Raw genomic sequence first — 16,226 nt, forward strand, 5'->3', positions numbered from 1 at the left:
GGTGACCGCGCCGGCGACCTCGGTGTGGTTGATCGCGGGGTACTCCCTGGCCCTGCTGGCCGTCGGGTGGAGTTTCGACGTCATGGCCCGACGGGCGTCGGCGCACGCGGCGCGCTGGCGCACAGGCCAATTCACCTACCGGCCCGACCATGACGCCTGGATATGTCCGCAGGACCACTGGCTGTGGCCGACGTCGTTCGATCCCAAGCACCGGGTCATGCGGTACCGCGCGCTGCCGGTGGTCTGCAACAGCTGCCCCGTCAAATCCGACTGCACCACATCGGAGCACGGTCGCGAGATCAGCCGCGAGATCGACCCGTGGCCGCATTCGGACGCCGGCCGGTTTCACCGCGGAATCGCCTGCTGCGTGGCGGCATTGGGCATCGTGTTGCCGCTGGCCACCTTGATCGCCAACCACTCGGCCGCGGACGCGCTGGTCCTGATGGCGACCGTGCTGCTGGTCGCACTGCTCGGAGCGCCGCTCGTCCGCCACCTGTGGAACACTCCGTCGAACGCGCCTGAACACCTGCCGCACCGCACCGCGATCGAGGATCAGGTGGCGGCGGCGATCGACCGCTACTCCACGCGCTGGGGCGGCTGGAAGCCCAAGGAGGACAACACGACATGACCACGCTGGTGATCGGCCTCATCGCCGCCGGAATCGTTGTGCTTGTGGTGCTCGCGACGTGGTCGCTGGTGGTGCTGCGCGAGTACGAACGCGGGGTGGTGTTCCGGATGGGGCATGTACGTCCGCTGTACGCCCCGGGGCTGCGGCTCCTCATTCCGCTTCTGGACAAGATGATTCGCGTCGACCAGCGCCTGGTCACGCTGACCATTCCGCCGCAGGAGGTGATCACCCGCGACAACGTGCCGGCCCGCGTCAACGCCGTCGTGATGTTCCAGGTGACCGATCCGCTGAAAGCGATTCTGGCGGTGGAGAATTACGCGGTCGCGACCTCGCAGATCGCCCAGACCACCCTGCGTTCGCTGCTGGGCCGGGCGGACCTGGACACGCTGCTCGCGCACCGCGAGGACCTCAACAGCGACCTGCGCACGATCATCGAGAAGCAGACCGAACCCTGGGGCGTCCAGGTCCGTGTCGTGGAGATCAAAGACGTCGAGATCCCCGAGTCGATGCAGCGAGCGATGGCGCGTGAGGCCGAGGCCGAACGCGAGCGCCGCGCCAAGGTCATCAACGCCCGCGGCGAGTTGCAGGCCTCGGAGGAGCTGCGCGAGGCCGCCGAGACCCTGTCGAAGAGCCCGGCCTCACTGCAGTTGCGTTACCTGCAGACGCTGCTGGAGCTGGGAGCCGATCAGAACTCGACCGTCGTCTTCCGTTGCCGGTCGACATCATCACGCCGTTCCTCCGAAATCCCGAGATGCTACGGGGTGTGGTCGACAGCTTCAACCATCGCGGTTGACGGCGGGCCGACGCCGGGGTTAGCCCAAATATCAAGCGCGTCAATTACTTTCAATATTCGACACGCGTAGATCTAGAGGCCGCTTCGGTGAACAGAAGATGAACGATGGGCAAACGTAGTCTTAATTCTGCCTGGTCGGCGCCGTGAAATACACAAAACCCCGCACACGTCGGCCGCACCTGCGACCTTTGAAGGGCCCAAAAACCGAAGGTCTCCCGCGATGCCCTGTGCGCACGGTCCGCCAACTCGATAAGTACCGCGCTGCCCGCTAGGCAGGCGCGGAGCGATCGCGCCCGGCCGTCCCGTCCCCCGACGCGGGGGTGAGCTTTGCCGGCTTGTCATGCCGGCCTGGGATCGGCCCCACCAACTTTGATCAACGCCGTTGCGGCAAGCGCCGGCGCCAGTGGCGTCTGTCCGCAGACCGCACTTCGAGGGGATGTATCCACAATGGATTGGGCTTTTGTTCCACCAGAAATCAACTCCGCCCGGATGTATACGGGCCCCGGCATGGGCTCGCTGTTGGCCGCGGCGGGAAGCTGGGACGCGCTGTCGGCCGAGCTGAGTTCGGCCGCCGAGGGCTACGAATCGGCGCTCTCGGGCCTGGACCTGCAATGGCGCGGTCCCGCAGCGCAGGCGATGGCGTTCGCCGCCATCCGCTACGCCGAGTGGCTGCAGGTGACCGCCGAGCAGACCAGGCAGACGGCCATGCAGGCCCGGACGGCCGCGGCGGCCTATGAGCAGGCGTATGCGATGACGGTGCCCCCGCCCGTGATCACCGCCAACCGCACCCTGCTGGCGGCGCTGGTGGCGTCGAACATCGTCGGCCAGAACACCGCGGCCATCGCGGACACCGAGGCGCAGTACGCCGACTATTGGGCCCAGGACGCCGCCGCCATGTCCGCCTACTCCGTGTCCTCGGCGGCCGCGACCCAGTTGCCGCGGTTTGCGCCCGCGACCAACTCCACCAACGAGTCCGGGGTGAGCGCCCAGAAGGCCGCCGTGACCGCGGCCAACAGCAACGCCGCCGCCAACAAGGCCGTCACGCAGAGTTATTCACCGTTATCCACGCAGCAAACGGGCGACACCTACAACTACTACGGCGACATCTATGACTTGTCGGATACGACAGCGGCGGCCGGCGGCAAACCCTTCTTTGCGGCCCTCGACGCCATTCAGGGCACCGGCGTCGGCTTCAGCGCTCCCTACAACATGGAGCAGTTCGTATCCGGCATCATCGGGGCCGAGAACAATTTGGGTATTCTCGCTAAGCCCTTGGCCGCCGCCCCTGCTCTCGCGGCGCCCGCACTCAGCAGCACCACAACGAGTCTCGGCGGGGGTCTCGGCGCAGGCCTGGGCAACGTCACCGCAACCCTCTCGCACGCCGGATCGATCGGGCCGATGTCCGTGCCCGCAAGCTGGGCCGCGCCCACGAGCACCCATATCTCGCCGTTGGAGCCGGCCGGTTTCACCACGCTGCCGGGAACCGAGGAGCCGGTAGCGTCCGGTTACCCCGGCTACCCCGGCATGCCGGGCGGCGGCGCCTCGCGATCCGTCGGAGCGGGTGCCCCGCCCCGCTACGGCGTGCGGCTCACGGTGATGCCACGCCCTCCGGCCGCCGGGTGACGCACCGCCAACAGGGCCGCTGTACGCAGCTGATAGCGCTGTAAGACAATGGATTTCGGGTTTCTACCTCCAGAGGTGAACTCTGGCCGCATGTACGCGGGCCCCGGCTCGGGGTCGTTGTTGGCCGCCGCGGGAAGCTGGGACTCACTGGCGGCCGAGTTGAGCATCACGGCCGCCGTGTACGAATCGGTGCTGTCCGGCCTGACGGGCCTGTCCTGGTACGGGCCCGCCTCCCAGGCGATGGCGGCCAGCGCCGCCCCTTACGTGGGATGGCTGCACGCGACGGCCGAGCGCGCACAGCAGACGGGCATCCAAGCTCGGGCGGCGGCGGCAGCCTACGAGCTGGGGCGCGCCATGACCGTGCCCCCGCCCGCGGTCGCGGCCAACCGCACCCAATTGGCGACGCTGGTGGCAACGAACTTCTTCGGGCAGAACACCGCCGCGATCGCGGCGAACGAGGCCCAGTACGCCGAATACTGGGCCCAGGACGCCTCCGCGATGTACAGCTATTCCGCCAGTTCTGCTGCAACGGTGCAGTTTTCGCCGTTCTCTGCCCCGCGCGAAGCGACCACTCAGGATGGGGTGACAGCGCAGCAGGACGCCGTTACGCAAGCTACCGCCAATGCCGCGAACTCGAATGCGGGCCCGGGTTCGCAGCTGTTCGCGTTTTCCAGAAGGGACGGATTCGCGCGAATCCTGGACACCATCCAGGGCGCCCAGGTCGCGTTCCGATCAATCTTCACGGCGGAGGGGTTCAACGCGGGAATCATCCAGGCGGACAAGAACTTGGGCATTTTGCCGAACCTCGCGGCGGTCCCGGCCGCGCTCCCGAAGGCGCCCGCGCTGAGCGGCGCCGCGTCCGGTCTGGGGAACGTCAATGCGGTGCTGGCCCGCGCCGGCCGAATCGGCCCGATGTCGGTGCCCGCGGGTTGGGCCGCCGCGGCGGGTGACCCCGTCCCGGCGTTGCCCGGCGGCGGGTTGTCCGGGCTGCCGGCGACCGAGGCGCTCGCCCGCACCGGGCCCGCCGCCGCCGGCGTCCCCGGCATACCCGGAGGGACGGTTCGGCGGGCACCGCTTGTGGTGCCCCGCTACGGCGTTCGCATCACGGTCATGACGCGCCCGCCCGCGGCCGGCTGACGCGCCCTAGGACTGCGGCTCCTGCGGTGCGGGCGGAGTCGGCGGGGCGATTCTCCAGTTGTCCGGATTCTTGGGCGAATACAGCACCGGGAACAGTTGACCGATGGTCGGCCACTGATCCACGTCGACGGCCATGCGCTGATACACCGCATGTTCGTTGACCGAGGGGCCGTTGATCACTCCGGCGATGGTGACGAATTGCTCGCCGGTGGCATCGGGACGCGGGCTGACCCCGGTCACCAGCAGCGTGCCACTCAGCAGCTCACCGCGGGGACCGCGCGGGACGAACCGCTGGACCAGGAATACCGCCAGCACCGCGATCAGGAGGATCAGCAGTCCGAATTCCCACACCCCGCCATCGTAGGGCCGTGATAAGACTGCGTCATGAGTCGCACCGAGGATCTGGCGCTGGCACTGACGCTTGCCGACCGCGCAGACTCGTTGACGTCCTCCCGATTCGGTTCGCTGGACCTGCGCGTTGACACCAAACCGGATCTGACGCCGGTGACCGATGCCGACCGCGCGGTCGAAACCGAGCTGCGGGAGGCGCTCGCGCGCGAACGCCCGAAGGACAGCATCGTCGGCGAAGAATTCGGCGGAGACACGACCTTCACCGGGCGGCAGTGGATCATCGACCCGATCGACGGGACCAAGAACTTCGTCCGCGGGGTGCCGGTCTGGGCCAGCTTGATCGCGTTGCTGCACGACGGCGTCCCCGTCGTCGGCGTGGTGAGCGCCCCGGCGTTGCAGCGCCGGTGGTGGGCCGCGGACGGCCACGGCGCGTTCGTCGCCTTCAACGGCACACCACCCCGCCGGATATCGGTTTCCTCAGTGGCGCAACTGAATTCGGCCAGTCTGTCGTTCTCCAGTCTTTCCGGGTGGGCGCAGCTGGGCGTGCGGGACCGCTTCATCGCGCTGACCGATGCCGTGTGGCGGGTGCGCGCGTTCGGCGACTTCCTGTCCTATTGCCTGGTGGCCGAGGGGGCGGTCGACATCGCCGCCGAGCCGGAAGTGTCGGTATGGGATCTGGCCGCGCTGGACATCCTGGTGCGCGAAGCGGGCGGGACGCTGACGGCGCTCGACGGCACCGCGGGACCGCATCATGGCAGCGCCGTGGCCACCAACGGCCTGCTGCAGGGGCAGGTGCTCGGCAGCCTCACTGTGAATTAGTTAACAAGTGTTCTCTGTGATCTTACTCCGGAGTAAGATCGGCTGTATCCGCTTGCCCATCAACCTGAGGCCGCTGACCCATGACCGATACCGGTTCACCAAAAACAACCGCCCGCTCGCGCGTCAAACGGCGCGACCATAAGTCCGCGGTCGGGCTGCAACCGCACAAACGCACCGGCGTCGACATCGCCATCGCGCTCATCACCCCGCTCGTCGGCCAGGAGTTCCTGGACAAATACCAGCTGCGCGACCCGCTCAACCGCGCCCTGCGCTACGGCACCAAGACGATTTTCTCTACGGCCGCCACGACTTCTCGGCAGTTCAAGCGGGTCCAGAATCTGCGCACCGGGCCGACCCGGCTCAAGTCCAGCGGCAAGGACTATTTCGACCTGACGCCCGACGACGAGCAGAAGATGATCGTCGAGACCCTCGACGAATTCGCCGAGGAAGTGCTGCGCCCCGCGGCGCACGACGCCGACGAGGCGGCCACCTACCCGCAAGACCTGATCGCCAAGGCCGCCGAGCTGGGCATCACGGCGATCAACATTCCCGAGGATTTCGACGGCATCGCCGCGCACCGCTCCAGCGTGACCAACGTGCTGGTCGCCGAGGCACTCGCCTACGGCGACATGGGCTTGGCGTTGCCGCTGCTCGCCCCGGGCGGCGTCGCCTCCGCGCTGACCCATTGGGGCAGCGCCGATCAGCAGGCGACCTACCTACCGGAATTCGCCGGCGAGAACGTGCCGCAGGCCTGCGTGGCCATCGCCGAGCCGCAACCGCTCTTCGACCCCACCCGGCTCAAGACGACCGCGGTGCGCACCCCGAGTGGCTACCGCCTCGACGGCGTGAAGTCATTGGTGCCGGCCGCGGCCGACGCCGAGCTTTTCATCGTCGGCGCCCAACTCGACGGCAAGCCGGCCTTGTTCATCGTCGAGTCGTCGGCGAAAGGCCTGACGGTAAAGGCCGATCCGAGCATGGGGCTGCGCGCGGCGGCCCTGGGCCACGTCGAGCTCTCCGGGGTGTCGGTGCCGCTGGGCGCGCGCCTCGGCGAGGACGACGCCTCGGATCAGGATTACTCCGAGGCCATCGCGCTGTCCCGGCTGGGCTGGGCGGCGCTGACGGTCGGCACGTCGCACGCGGTGCTCGACTACGTCGTCCCCTACGTGAAGGAACGCGAGGCCTTCGGTGAGCCGATCGCCCACCGCCAGGCGGTGGCCTTCATGTGCGCCAACATCGCCATCGAATTGGACGGGCTGCGGCTGATCACCTGGCGCGGCGCGGCGCGTGCCGAGCAGGGCCTGCCCTTCATCCGCGAAGCGGCGCTGGCCAAGCGGCTCGGCGCCGACAAGGGCATGCAGATCGGACTGGACGGCGTTCAGCTGCTCGGCGGCCACGGCTACACCAAGGAGCACCCAGTCGAGCGGTGGTACCGCGACCTGCGGGCCATCGGCGTCGCCGAGGGTGTCGTCGTCATCTAAGTCGTTAACTCATTCGAGCTGAAAGTTCAATCATGGCAATCAATCTGGAACTGCCCCGCAAGATGCAAGCGGTCACGACCAAGACGCATCAGGGCGCCGCTGAGTTGATGCGGCCGATCGCCCGCAAGTACGACCTCAAGGAGCACGCGTACCCGGTCGAGCTCGACACCCTGTTCAGCCTCTTCGAAGGCGCTTCGGAGTCATTCGAATTCGCCGGAGCGAACGCGCTCGGCGGCGAGGACGAAGAGCGCGACAAAAACCACAACGGCGCCAACATGGCCGCGCTGCTCCAGACGCTGGAAGCCAGCTGGGGCGACCTCGCGATGATGCTGTCGGTCCCCTACCAGGGGCTGGGCAACGCCGCCATCTCCGCCGTCGCGAACGACGAGCAGCTACAACGCCTCGGCAAGGTGTGGGCGGCGATGGCGATCACCGAACCCGGCTTCGGGTCGGACTCGGCGGCGGTCGCGACGACCGCCACCCTGGACGGCGACGAGTACGTGATCAACGGCGAGAAGATCTTCGTCACCGCCGGGTCGCGCGCCACGCACATCGTGGTGTGGGCCACCCTGGACAAGTCGCAGGGCCGCGCGGCGATCAAGTCGTTCGTCGTGCCGCGCGAGCACCCCGGGGTCACGGTCGAGCGGCTCGAGCACAAGCTGGGCATCAAGGGTTCCGATACCGCCGCCATCCGGTTCGACAATGTCCGCATCCCGAAGGAAAACCTGCTCGGCAACCCCGAAATCGAGGTCGGCAAGGGCTTTTCCGGTGTCATGGAGACCTTCGACAACACCCGGCCCATCGTCGCCGCCATGGCCGTCGGCGTGGGGCGCGCGGCGCTCGAGGAGATCCGCAAGATCCTGACCGAGGCCGGCGTGGAGATCTCTTACGACCGACCGGCGCACGTTCAGAGCGCGGCGGCCGCCGAGTTCTTGCGAATGGAAGCCGACTGGGAGGCCAGCTACCTGCTCTCGTTGCGGGCGGCCTGGCAGGCCGACAACAAGATCCCCAACTCCAAAGAGGCGTCGATGAGCAAGGCCAAGGCCGGCCGGATGGTCACCGACGTCACCCTCAAGTCCGTCGAATTGGCCGGCACCGCAGGGTATTCCGAACAGACCCTGCTGGAGAAGTGGGCGCGCGACTCGAAGATCCTGGACATCTTCGAGGGCACCCAACAGATCCAGCAGCTGGTCGTCGCGCGCCGACTGCTGGGCCTGTCCTCGGCCGAGCTCAGGTAGCGACCGCGTTCAGCCGCTCGCGGTCGTCGTCGTCCAGTTCGATCGAGGCGACGTCGACGTTCTCCTCCAGGTGCCGCAGCGACGAGGTGCCGGGGATCAGCAGCACGTTGGGCGCCACGCCGAGCGTCCACGCCAGCGCGACCTGGGCCGGGGTGCGGCCGAGGCGCTGCGCGATCCCCTGGACCAGCTGATGGCCGAGCACGGGGTTGGGACGCATGAACGCCGCGCCCAGCGGGAAGAAGGGGACGAACGCAATCCCCCGCGTCGTGCACTCGCCGAGCACCGCGGCCGACTCGCGGTGAATGAGATTGAATGCGTTTTGCACACAGGCGATTTCGGTGCGCTCGCACGCATGGGCCAGCTGCTCGCGGCTGACGTTGCTCAGTCCGATTGCGCCGATCAGCCCGGCGTCGCGCGCGGAGATCATGGCCGAGAGCTGGTCGTCGAACAGCTGATCGGGAGCCGAGCTGTCGAACACCCGCAGGTTGACCACGGCGAGCCGCTCGACGCCGAGAGTGCGCAGGTTCGTCTCGATGTCGCGGCGCAGCTCGGCCGGCTCGCCGGCCGGCAGCCAGGCCCCGTCGCCGTCGCGGCGCCCGCCGACCTTGCTGACCAGCGCCAGGTTTGGCGGATAGGGATGCAGCGCCTCGCGGATCAACTCGTTGGCAACGTCGGGCCCATAGATCTGGGCGGTGTCGATGTGGTCGACGCCGAGTTCGACCGCGCGCCGCAGTACGGCCAACGCCTCGTCGCGGTCGCGCGGCGGGCCGAACGCGTTCGGACCGGGCAGTTGCATGGCGCCGAAGCCCACGCGGTTGACCGAAAACCCACCGAGTGGAAAGGGATCCATACGGTGAGGTTAGCGTCGAAGCATGGACACGTTTCACGCGCTCGTCGCGCGCCAAGATGGTGACCGGATAACCGCGTCGGTCGAGACGCTTCGTCCCGACGACCTACCGCCCGGGGACGTGACGATCCGGGTCCTGTATTCGAGCGTCAACTACAAAGACGCGCTGGCGCTGACGCCCGGCGGCGGCGTGGTGCGCAACTATCCGGTGGTGCCCGGCATCGACCTGACCGGCGAGGTCGTGGAGTCCACCTCACCGGACTTCGCCGTCGGCGACGCGGTGCTGGCCCACGGCTATGCGATCGGCACCGGCCACCACGGCGGCTACGCCGAATACGCGCGGTTGCCGGCCGACCAGGTGGTGGCGCTCGGCGCGTTGAGCCCCCACGAGGGCGCGGCGATCGGAACCGCGGGCTTCACCGCGGCGATGAGCGTGCAGGCGCTGATCGACTGGGGCATCGCACCCGACGCCGGCGACATCGTCGTCACCGGCGCGACCGGCGGAGTCGGCTCGGTCAGCGTGGACCTGCTGGCGGCCGCCGGGTACCGGGTCGTCGCCTCGACCGGCAAGGCCGACGCCGCCGAGCGGCTGAAAACCCTTGGTGCCGCGGAGGTTATCGGTCGCCTGCCCGCCGATCCCGACGCCAAACCGCGACCGCTCGGCAAGGCCCGCTGGGCGGGCGGGGTGGATTGCGTGGGCGGGGCGACGCTCGCCGACGTGCTCAGCACCATCGACTACGGCGGCGCGGTGGCGGCCAGCGGTCTCACCGGCGGTCCCGCCCTGCACACCACGGTCATGCCGTTCATCCTGCGCGGTGTGGCGCTGCTGGGCATGGACTCGGTGCTGATGCCGATCGGGCCGCGGCGCGCGCTGTGGGCCCGGCTGGGTGATTCGTTGCGGCCGCGTCACTTGGACTCGCTGGTCAGCGACGTCGACGTGAAGGACGTCGTCGGCGTGATCGATCAGGTGCGCGCCGGCAAGTTCTCCGGCCGGGCCGTGGTGCGGGTCGCGGGCGGTTTTTGAGGCGGCAGTAGGCTCTGCTGGCATGCGCGCGGTACGGGTGACTCGGCTCGATGGTCCAGACTCGGTCGAGTTGGCCGACATCGACGAACCGACTGGTGACGGGGTCGTCGTCGACGTGCACGCCGCCGGGGTGGCGTTCCCGGACGCCCTGCTCACCCGCGGCCTGTACCAGTACCGCCCGCAATTGCCCTTTGTGCTGGGCGCCGAAATCGCCGGCGTGGTCCGGTCGGCGCCCGAGGGCGCGCACGTGGGTCCCGGCGACCGGGTCGTCGGCCTCACGATGCTGTCCGGCGGCATGGCCGAGGTCGCAATCTTGGCCCCGGACCGGGTGTTCAAGCTGCCCGACAACGTGAGCTTCGAGGCCGGCGCCGGCCTGCTGTTCAACGACCTGACGGTGTACTTCGCGCTCACCGTGCGGGGCCGGTTGCAGCGCGGCGAGACGGTGCTGGTCCACGGCGCGGCCGGCGGCATCGGCACCTCGGCGCTGCGGTTGGCGCCGGCGCTGGGCGCCTCGCGCACCATCGCCGTCGTCAGCACGCAGGACAAGGCCGACATCGCCACGGCCGCCGGCGCGACGGACGTGGTGCTGGCTGACGGGTTCAAGGACGCGGTCAAGGAGCTGACCCACGGCCGTGGCGTCGACATCGTCGTCGACCCGGTCGGCGGCGACCGGTTCACCGATTCCCTGCGCTCGCTCGCCCCCGGCGGACGACTGCTGGTCGTCGGATTCACCGGCGGTGAGATCCCCACCGTCAAGGTAAACCGATTGCTGCTCAACAACATTGACGTCGTCGGCGTGGGCTGGGGCGCGTGGGCGGGCACGCATCCGGGCGCGCTGGCCGAGCAATGGGCCGGCCTCGAACGTCTGCTCACCTCCGGGGAGCTGGCTCCGCCCGAGCCGGCCACCTACCCGCTGGACGAGGCCGCGGCCGCCGTCGCCTCACTCGAAAACCGCACCGCCAAGGGCAAGGTCGTGCTGCGCGTCCGGGGTTGACGGACGTATTTGTTGGCCGCCTCCCAGCGAGCGGGCGCGTTGCCATCGGAGTTGTCGCTGGGAGGTGGGCACCGAGCGGGTCCGGCCTGCCGGAGACGCCTGTGGCGACTGTGACTGACGCGAGACGACGACGGCCTGGCGCTCTTGCGGCCCTTGTGTCCGACCAAAACAAAAAGTAATGTCACTTTCAGTTTTGTGACCGCCGAGCTTGGCCCATCGGAGGAGCCGTCCATGGAATCCTTTGTGCACCTGCGGAAAGGGAAGACGCCACGCCGGCTTCATGCGGATCTTGACGGGCTCAAGGACGACGAGCTGGGCCGCGGCGGGTTCACCGGTCGCACCGCCAACCTCTACCGGCGCAACGATCCCACCGCCTACCGGTCGGTCGGCCCGCTGCGCCCCCTCGACGTGCTGTCCAGCGAGCTCAAGCCCGGCGACGCCACCGACGCGGGTGGCGGGCCGCTGCTGATGTTCAGCAACGACGACTGCCGAATTCTGTTGAGCCGTCGCCATGAGCCGATGCCGTTCTTCGCTCGTCACGTCGACGGCGACCTGCTGTGCTTCGTCCACCAAGGCACCGGTCTGGCCGAGACGGAGTTCGGGCCGCTGCGCTATCGGGAGGGCGATTGGCTGTACATCCCGAAGGCGTGCACCTGGCGCCAGCTGCCCGATACCGCGACGACGATGCTGATGATCGAGGCCCGCGACGAGTTTCGGATACCGCCCCCCGGCGCGCTCGGCCGCCACTTCCCCTTCGACCCGTCGCAGGTCGTCATCCCCGAGCCGGTCCCCGCCGACGACGACGCGTCCGGCGGCGAGTACGAGGTCCGGCTGATCCACGAGGGCGGACCGACAACGCTGTTCTACCAACACAATCCGCTCGACGTCGAGGGCTGGCGCGGCGATAACTTCGCGTTCACGTTCAACATCGCAGACTACAACGTGGTCACCTCCGACAGCGTCCACCTGCCGCCGACCGTGCACCTGTTCATGCAGGCCACCGGCGTCTACGTGATGAACTTCCTGCCCAAGCCCGCCGAGGGCGTCCCGGGCACCGAGCGCACACCGTGGTATCACCGCAACGTCGACTACGACGAGATCGCCTTCTTCCACGGCGGCTCGCTCTACGGCATCCCGATGCCGCCAGGTTTGATTTCGCATGCGCCGCAAGGGGTTCACCACGGCGCACCCGAAAAGGCGCGCGAACGGGCGCGCCGCAAGTTCGACGAATACTCCCGCGTCGACTGGCAGGTGATCGCCATCGACACCCGCCGCCGGCTGACCCCGTCGGCGGAAATACTCGCCCACGACCTAGGACAACATTGATGACCCGCGATGAGGAGGAGCGGCGCTAATGACGCACGCCGTGAAACCCAAGAAGCACGAGTACGATCGCATCCCCTATCTCGTTGCCTTCCAGAACAATTCCGGTGTCCGGGACGTCTACGGCGGCCTGGCCGAGATCACCGTGCTGGAAAGCTACCTGCTCAAGCCCAGGGACAATCCGTCGGACACCGTGCTGGTGTTCATGCACCCGATCGGCGGTGGCGCCTACCTGCCGATGATCAATGCCCTGGCCCGCGCCGGTCATCACGTCATCTACTGCAACAGCCGCTTCCGCGGCACCGACTCGGCGCTGCTGATGGAGAAGGTGGTCGAGGACCTCGGCGAGTGCATCAAGGACGCCAAGAAACGGCTGGGGTACTCCAAGGTGGTGCTGGCCGGATGGAGTGGCGGCGGTTCGCTGTCGGTGTTCTACCAGCAGCAGGCGCAGAATCCGACGATCACCTCCAGCCCGACCGGTGACGGCCCGGACCTGACCAAACTCGACCTGCCCGCCGCCGACGGCATCATGCTGCTGGCCGCGCACATCAGCCGTCACGGCACGCTGACCGAGTGGCTGGACGCATCGATCCTCGACGAATCCGACCCGACCAAGCGCGATCCCGAGCTTGACCTGTACAACCCCGACAACCCCAACCAGCCGCCTTACAGCCAAGAATTCCTGGCCCGGTACCGGCAGGCGCAGATCGACCGCAACCGCCGCATCACCGCGTGGGTCAAAGACAAGTTGGCCGAGCTGAGGGCCGCCGGCCGGCCGGACGACGAGTTCGGGTTCGTCGTGCACGGCACCATGGCCGACCCGCGATGGCTGGACCCAACCGTCGATCCCAACGAACGCGCCCCGGGGACGTGCTACCTGGGGGATCCTCAAGTGGTGAACATGAGCCCCGTCGGGTTGGCCCGGTTCTCCACGTTGCGCGGCTGGCTCTCGCAGTGGAGTTACGACGACGCCCGCGGCGACGCGGTGTCCTGCGGGCCCGATATCGCGATCCCGGCGCTGGTGATCGGTAACCTGGCCGACGACGCGTGCACACCCAGCCACACCCGCCGGCTTTTCGAAGCGATCGGGCACCCGGACAAGGAGATACACGAAATCCCAGGCGCCACACACTATTACGCGGGACCCGACCAGCGTGACGCGCTGCGCACGGCGGTCACCATCGTCACGGACTGGCTCGTCCGGCACGACTTCGCGAGCGCCGAGTGATTCCCACAGGTCCGCTGGACGGCGTCCGGGTGCTCGAACTGGGCACCCTGATCGCCGGCCCGTTCGCCGGGCGGCTGCTGGGCGACATGGGCGCCGACGTCATCAAGGTGGAACTTCCCAAGGCCCCGGACCCGTTGCGCACCTGGGGCCAGGCCGAAGTCGACGGGCAGCACGTCTTCTGGACGGTGCACGCGCGCAACAAACGAGCCATCACCCTCGACCTGCGCCACCCCCAGGGCCGCGAACTGTTCTGCGAGCTCGTCGAGAAATCCGACATCGTGGTGGAGAACTTCCGCCCGGGCACCCTGGAGAAGTGGAACCTGGGCTACGACGTGCTGTCCGAGCGCAACCCCGGCATCATCCTGGTGCGCGTCTCCGGTTACGGACAGACCGGACCCGACGCGTCCAAGGCCGGTTACGCGTCGGTCGCCGAGGCGGCGAGCGGACTGCGACACCTCAACGGTTTCCCGGGCGGCCCACCGCCCCGGCTGGCGCTCTCGCTCGGCGACAGCCTCGCGGGCATGTTCGGCGCCCAGGGAGCGCTGGCCGCGCTGTACCGCCGCAGCGTGACCGGGCGCGGCCAGGTGGTCGACGTCGCGCTCACCGAATCCTGTTTGGCCGTTCAGGAATCCACGATCCCCGACTACGACGTCGGCGGCGTGGTGCGCGGACCGTCGGGCACCCGGCTCGAGGGCATCGCCCCGTCCAACATCTACCGCAGCGCCGACGGCTCGTGGGTGGTGATCGCCGCCAACCAGGACACCGTCTTCGCGCGGCTGTGCAAGGCCATGGGGCGCCCGGAGCTGGCCACCGACGACCGGTTCGCCACGCACGTCGCGCGCGGCCGCAACCAGGACGAGCTCGACAACATCATCGGCTGCTGGGCGGCCGAACGCCAGCCGGGCGAGATCATCGAAACCCTTTCCGCCGCAGGGGTGATCGCGGGTCCCATCAACACGGTCGCCGAGGTCGTCAACGACCCGCAGCTGCGGGCCCGCGACATGCTGGTCGAGCACTACGACGAGCGGTTGCAGCGCAATGTGCTCGGACCCGGCATCGTTCCGGTGCTCTCGGAATCTCCGGGCCGGCTGCGCAACGCCGGTCCGGCGCGTCCGGGCGAACACAACGACGACGTCTACGTCGGGTTGCTGGGCAAGACCGCCGCGGAACTCGAGGAGCTGCGGGCCCAGGAGGTGCTATGACCACCCAGCATGTCCAGATTCGAGAAGTGGCCCTGCGCGATGGCCTGCAGATCGAGGCGCCAATCCCGTTGTCGGCCAAGCTCGAACTGCTGGCCGCGGTGGCGGCCACCGGCGTCCGCGAGGTGGAGGCCACCGCGTTCGTCTCCCCGACGAAGGTGCCGTCGATGGCCGACGCCGCCGAGCTCGCGGCCCACCTGCACGACTACCCCGACATCGAATTCTCCGCCCTGGTCGCCAGCCCCAACGGGGCCAGGCGGGCCGTCGCCGCGGGGCTACGCTCCATCGAGTACGTGGTGGCCGCCGACGACACCTTCAGCAAGGCCAACGTCGGGCGATCCAGCGCGGAGGCGACCAACCAGATCGACGAGATCGTCGCGATCGCGCACGACGGCCCCACCGGCGTCCCTGTCACCGTCGAGGTCGTCATCGCCACGGCGTGGGATTCGCCGTTCGAAGGCCCCACCCCGCCGCAGCGGGTGCTCGACATCGCCGCGGCCGCACGCGAGCGCGGCGCCGAACGGCTGTCGATCGCCGACACCATCGGCACCACCACCCCGGGCCGCGTGAGTTCGCTTATCGCGCAACTGCGTCCGGTCATCGGGGACATGCCGCTGGGCGGCCATTTCCACAACACCCGCGGCTCCGGACTGGCCAGCGCCTACGCCGCGGTCACCGCCGGGGTGACCCGGCTGGACGCCTCGGTCGGTGGGCTGGGCGGCTGCCCGTTCGCCCCGGGCGCCACGGGCAACATCGCCACCGAGGACCTGGTGTATCTGCTGCGCGACAGCGGTGTCGACGTCGACGTCGACCTGCAAGCCGCCATCGCCGCGGCCGCCGTGGCGAAGTCGTTGGTGGGCCACGATTTACCGAGCTCCCTGCTGCGCGCCGGCGACCGGATACAGAATTGATGTCCGCCCCGGAGGCAACCCGCGAGCTGACCGCCAAAGGCCGCCAAACCAGGCAGGCCATCGAGCAGGCCGCCCGTAAACTGTTCGCTGAACGGGGCTTTCACGGCACCACGGTGGCCGACATCACGTCGGCCGCCGGGAAATCGCCGGCGGTGTTCTACCGCTACTTCACCGACAAGGAAGACCTGCTGGCGGCGCTGGCGAAATCGTTCCTGCACGAGGTGGTGACGCCGTCGGGGGCCAGTGTTCACCTGCCCGACGCCCCCGACGACGACGCCTTTTTCACCTCGGTGGTCACCGGCTACTGGAACATGTTCAAGCAGAACATCGGGATCATGATCGCGGTGGCCCAGCTGGCCGCCACCCAGCGCCGGTTCGCCGCCGTGCAGAACGAATTCCGGCGATTGGGCATCGATCTCGTGGCGGCCTCGGTGCGCCGCGCCCAGGAGCAGGGCTACGGCGCCGAATTGAACCCCGAATACACCGCGGCGGCCATCGCGCTGCTGTTCGAGAACTTCACCACCGTGTTCGTCGGTCCCTCCAACCTGGGCATCAAGATCAGCGACAAGGACGCCATCGCCACGCTGTCGACGATCTGGAAGAGAACCCTGTACGGCGCATAAGGAGAAAGCC

At 68.4% G+C, this 16,226-nt stretch carries 15 protein-coding genes and 1 pseudogene; 14 read left to right on the forward strand and 2 right to left on the reverse strand.

Going from position 1 to position 16,226, the window contains the following annotated elements:
- Position 1 precedes the first annotated feature (1 nt).
- The 4 genes and pseudogenes from P6281_RS19625 (at position 2) to P6281_RS19640 (ending at position 4,181) form a co-directional block, all read left to right on the forward strand.
- Positions 2 to 628, forward strand: a complete 627-nt coding sequence (locus P6281_RS19625; protein WP_014712156.1) for a hypothetical protein — start codon at positions 2 to 4, stop codon at positions 626 to 628.
- Positions 625 to 1,421 (forward strand): annotated as a pseudogene (locus P6281_RS19630) (slipin family protein). The gene P6281_RS19625 and the pseudogene P6281_RS19630 overlap by 4 nt, the downstream one beginning before the upstream one ends.
- Positions 1,422 to 1,868: 447 nt before the next feature.
- Positions 1,869 to 3,044, forward strand: coding sequence for a PPE family protein (locus P6281_RS19635; RefSeq protein ID WP_324738485.1), 1,176 nt, complete (start codon positions 1,869 to 1,871; stop codon positions 3,042 to 3,044).
- A 48-nt stretch (positions 3,045 to 3,092) separates the two neighbouring features.
- A complete protein-coding gene (locus tag P6281_RS19640) occupies positions 3,093 to 4,181 on the forward strand; it encodes a PPE family protein (protein WP_014385567.1) in 1,089 nt (362 codons plus the stop codon).
- 6 nt (positions 4,182 to 4,187) lie between these two features.
- On the opposite strand, the gene P6281_RS19645 is transcribed toward P6281_RS19640, so the two are convergent.
- Entirely contained in the window at positions 4,188 to 4,532 is a 345-nt protein-coding gene (locus P6281_RS19645) for a hypothetical protein (RefSeq protein ID WP_009955097.1), read from the reverse strand.
- 33 nt (positions 4,533 to 4,565) lie between these two features.
- On the opposite strand from P6281_RS19645, the gene hisN reads away from it, so the two are divergent.
- The 3 genes from hisN (at position 4,566) to P6281_RS19660 (ending at position 8,067) form a co-directional block, all read left to right on the forward strand.
- Complete coding sequence (gene hisN / locus P6281_RS19650) at positions 4,566 to 5,351, forward strand: histidinol-phosphatase (protein ID WP_014380847.1); 786 nt, start codon at positions 4,566 to 4,568, stop codon at positions 5,349 to 5,351.
- An 80-nt stretch (positions 5,352 to 5,431) separates the two neighbouring features.
- Complete coding sequence (locus P6281_RS19655; protein WP_008259397.1) at positions 5,432 to 6,829, forward strand: acyl-CoA dehydrogenase family protein; 1,398 nt, start codon at positions 5,432 to 5,434, stop codon at positions 6,827 to 6,829.
- Between the two features lie 32 nt (positions 6,830 to 6,861).
- Positions 6,862 to 8,067, forward strand: coding sequence for an acyl-CoA dehydrogenase family protein (locus P6281_RS19660; protein WP_008259399.1), 1,206 nt, complete (start codon positions 6,862 to 6,864; stop codon positions 8,065 to 8,067).
- Here P6281_RS19660 and P6281_RS19665 read toward each other — a convergent pair.
- Positions 8,060 to 8,917, reverse strand: a complete 858-nt coding sequence (locus tag P6281_RS19665; RefSeq protein ID WP_009955101.1) for an oxidoreductase — start codon at positions 8,915 to 8,917, stop codon at positions 8,060 to 8,062. The two genes, P6281_RS19660 and P6281_RS19665, sit on opposite strands and share 8 nt — an antisense overlap.
- 22 nt (positions 8,918 to 8,939) lie before the next feature.
- Between P6281_RS19665 and P6281_RS19670 the strand changes: the two genes are divergently transcribed.
- The 7 genes from P6281_RS19670 (at position 8,940) to P6281_RS19700 (ending at position 16,216) form a co-directional block, all read left to right on the forward strand.
- Positions 8,940 to 9,938: an acrylyl-CoA reductase family protein gene (locus P6281_RS19670; RefSeq protein WP_009955102.1), complete on the forward strand. Its 999-nt coding sequence runs from the start codon at positions 8,940 to 8,942 to the stop codon at positions 9,936 to 9,938.
- 22 nt (positions 9,939 to 9,960) lie between these two features.
- Positions 9,961 to 10,932, forward strand: a complete 972-nt coding sequence (locus P6281_RS19675) for an NADPH:quinone oxidoreductase family protein (RefSeq protein ID WP_014383089.1) — start codon at positions 9,961 to 9,963, stop codon at positions 10,930 to 10,932.
- A gap of 231 nt (positions 10,933 to 11,163) precedes the next feature.
- Positions 11,164 to 12,258: a homogentisate 1,2-dioxygenase gene (locus P6281_RS19680; RefSeq protein WP_009955104.1), complete on the forward strand. Its 1,095-nt coding sequence runs from the start codon at positions 11,164 to 11,166 to the stop codon at positions 12,256 to 12,258.
- Between the two features lie 28 nt (positions 12,259 to 12,286).
- On the forward strand, positions 12,287 to 13,483 hold the full coding sequence (locus tag P6281_RS19685; RefSeq protein WP_009955106.1) for an alpha/beta hydrolase family protein: 1,197 nt from the start codon (positions 12,287 to 12,289) through the stop codon (positions 13,481 to 13,483).
- Positions 13,480 to 14,685, forward strand: coding sequence for a CaiB/BaiF CoA transferase family protein (locus P6281_RS19690; protein WP_014383091.1), 1,206 nt, complete (start codon positions 13,480 to 13,482; stop codon positions 14,683 to 14,685). The genes P6281_RS19685 and P6281_RS19690 overlap by 4 nt, the downstream gene beginning before the upstream one ends.
- Positions 14,682 to 15,593, forward strand: a complete 912-nt coding sequence (locus P6281_RS19695; protein ID WP_324738486.1) for a hydroxymethylglutaryl-CoA lyase — start codon at positions 14,682 to 14,684, stop codon at positions 15,591 to 15,593. The genes P6281_RS19690 and P6281_RS19695 overlap by 4 nt, the downstream gene beginning before the upstream one ends.
- Positions 15,593 to 16,216, forward strand: a complete 624-nt coding sequence (locus P6281_RS19700) for a TetR/AcrR family transcriptional regulator (RefSeq protein WP_324738487.1) — start codon at positions 15,593 to 15,595, stop codon at positions 16,214 to 16,216. The genes P6281_RS19695 and P6281_RS19700 overlap by 1 nt, the downstream gene beginning before the upstream one ends.
- Positions 16,217 to 16,226 lie beyond the last annotated feature (10 nt).

This window comes from Mycobacterium sp. 5-140-3-2 (genome assembly GCF_035666375.1).
In the GTDB taxonomy this organism is placed as follows: domain Bacteria; phylum Actinomycetota; class Actinomycetes; order Mycobacteriales; family Mycobacteriaceae; genus Mycobacterium; species Mycobacterium intracellulare.

Bases quoted from the DNA above. Each gene is read 5' to 3' on its own strand.
- P6281_RS19640 (WP_014385567.1), top strand. From the start codon at position 3,093: ATGGATTTCGGGTTTCTACCTCCAGAGGTGAACTCTGGCCGCATGTAC.
- hisN (WP_014380847.1), top strand. From the start codon at position 4,566: ATGAGTCGCACCGAGGATCTGGCGCTGGCACTGACGCTTGCCGACCGC.
- P6281_RS19660 (WP_008259399.1), top strand. From the start codon at position 6,862: ATGGCAATCAATCTGGAACTGCCCCGCAAGATGCAAGCGGTCACGACC.
- P6281_RS19700 (WP_324738487.1), top strand. From the start codon at position 15,593: ATGTCCGCCCCGGAGGCAACCCGCGAGCTGACCGCCAAAGGCCGCCAA.
- P6281_RS19665 (WP_009955101.1), bottom strand. From the start codon at position 8,917: ATGGATCCCTTTCCACTCGGTGGGTTTTCGGTCAACCGCGTGGGCTTC.
- P6281_RS19670 (WP_009955102.1), top strand. From the start codon at position 8,940: ATGGACACGTTTCACGCGCTCGTCGCGCGCCAAGATGGTGACCGGATA.
- P6281_RS19635 (WP_324738485.1), top strand. From the start codon at position 1,869: ATGGATTGGGCTTTTGTTCCACCAGAAATCAACTCCGCCCGGATGTAT.
- P6281_RS19655 (WP_008259397.1), top strand. From the start codon at position 5,432: ATGACCGATACCGGTTCACCAAAAACAACCGCCCGCTCGCGCGTCAAA.
- P6281_RS19675 (WP_014383089.1), top strand. From the start codon at position 9,961: ATGCGCGCGGTACGGGTGACTCGGCTCGATGGTCCAGACTCGGTCGAG.
- P6281_RS19680 (WP_009955104.1), top strand. From the start codon at position 11,164: ATGGAATCCTTTGTGCACCTGCGGAAAGGGAAGACGCCACGCCGGCTT.
- P6281_RS19685 (WP_009955106.1), top strand. From the start codon at position 12,287: ATGACGCACGCCGTGAAACCCAAGAAGCACGAGTACGATCGCATCCCC.
- P6281_RS19695 (WP_324738486.1), top strand. From the start codon at position 14,682: ATGACCACCCAGCATGTCCAGATTCGAGAAGTGGCCCTGCGCGATGGC.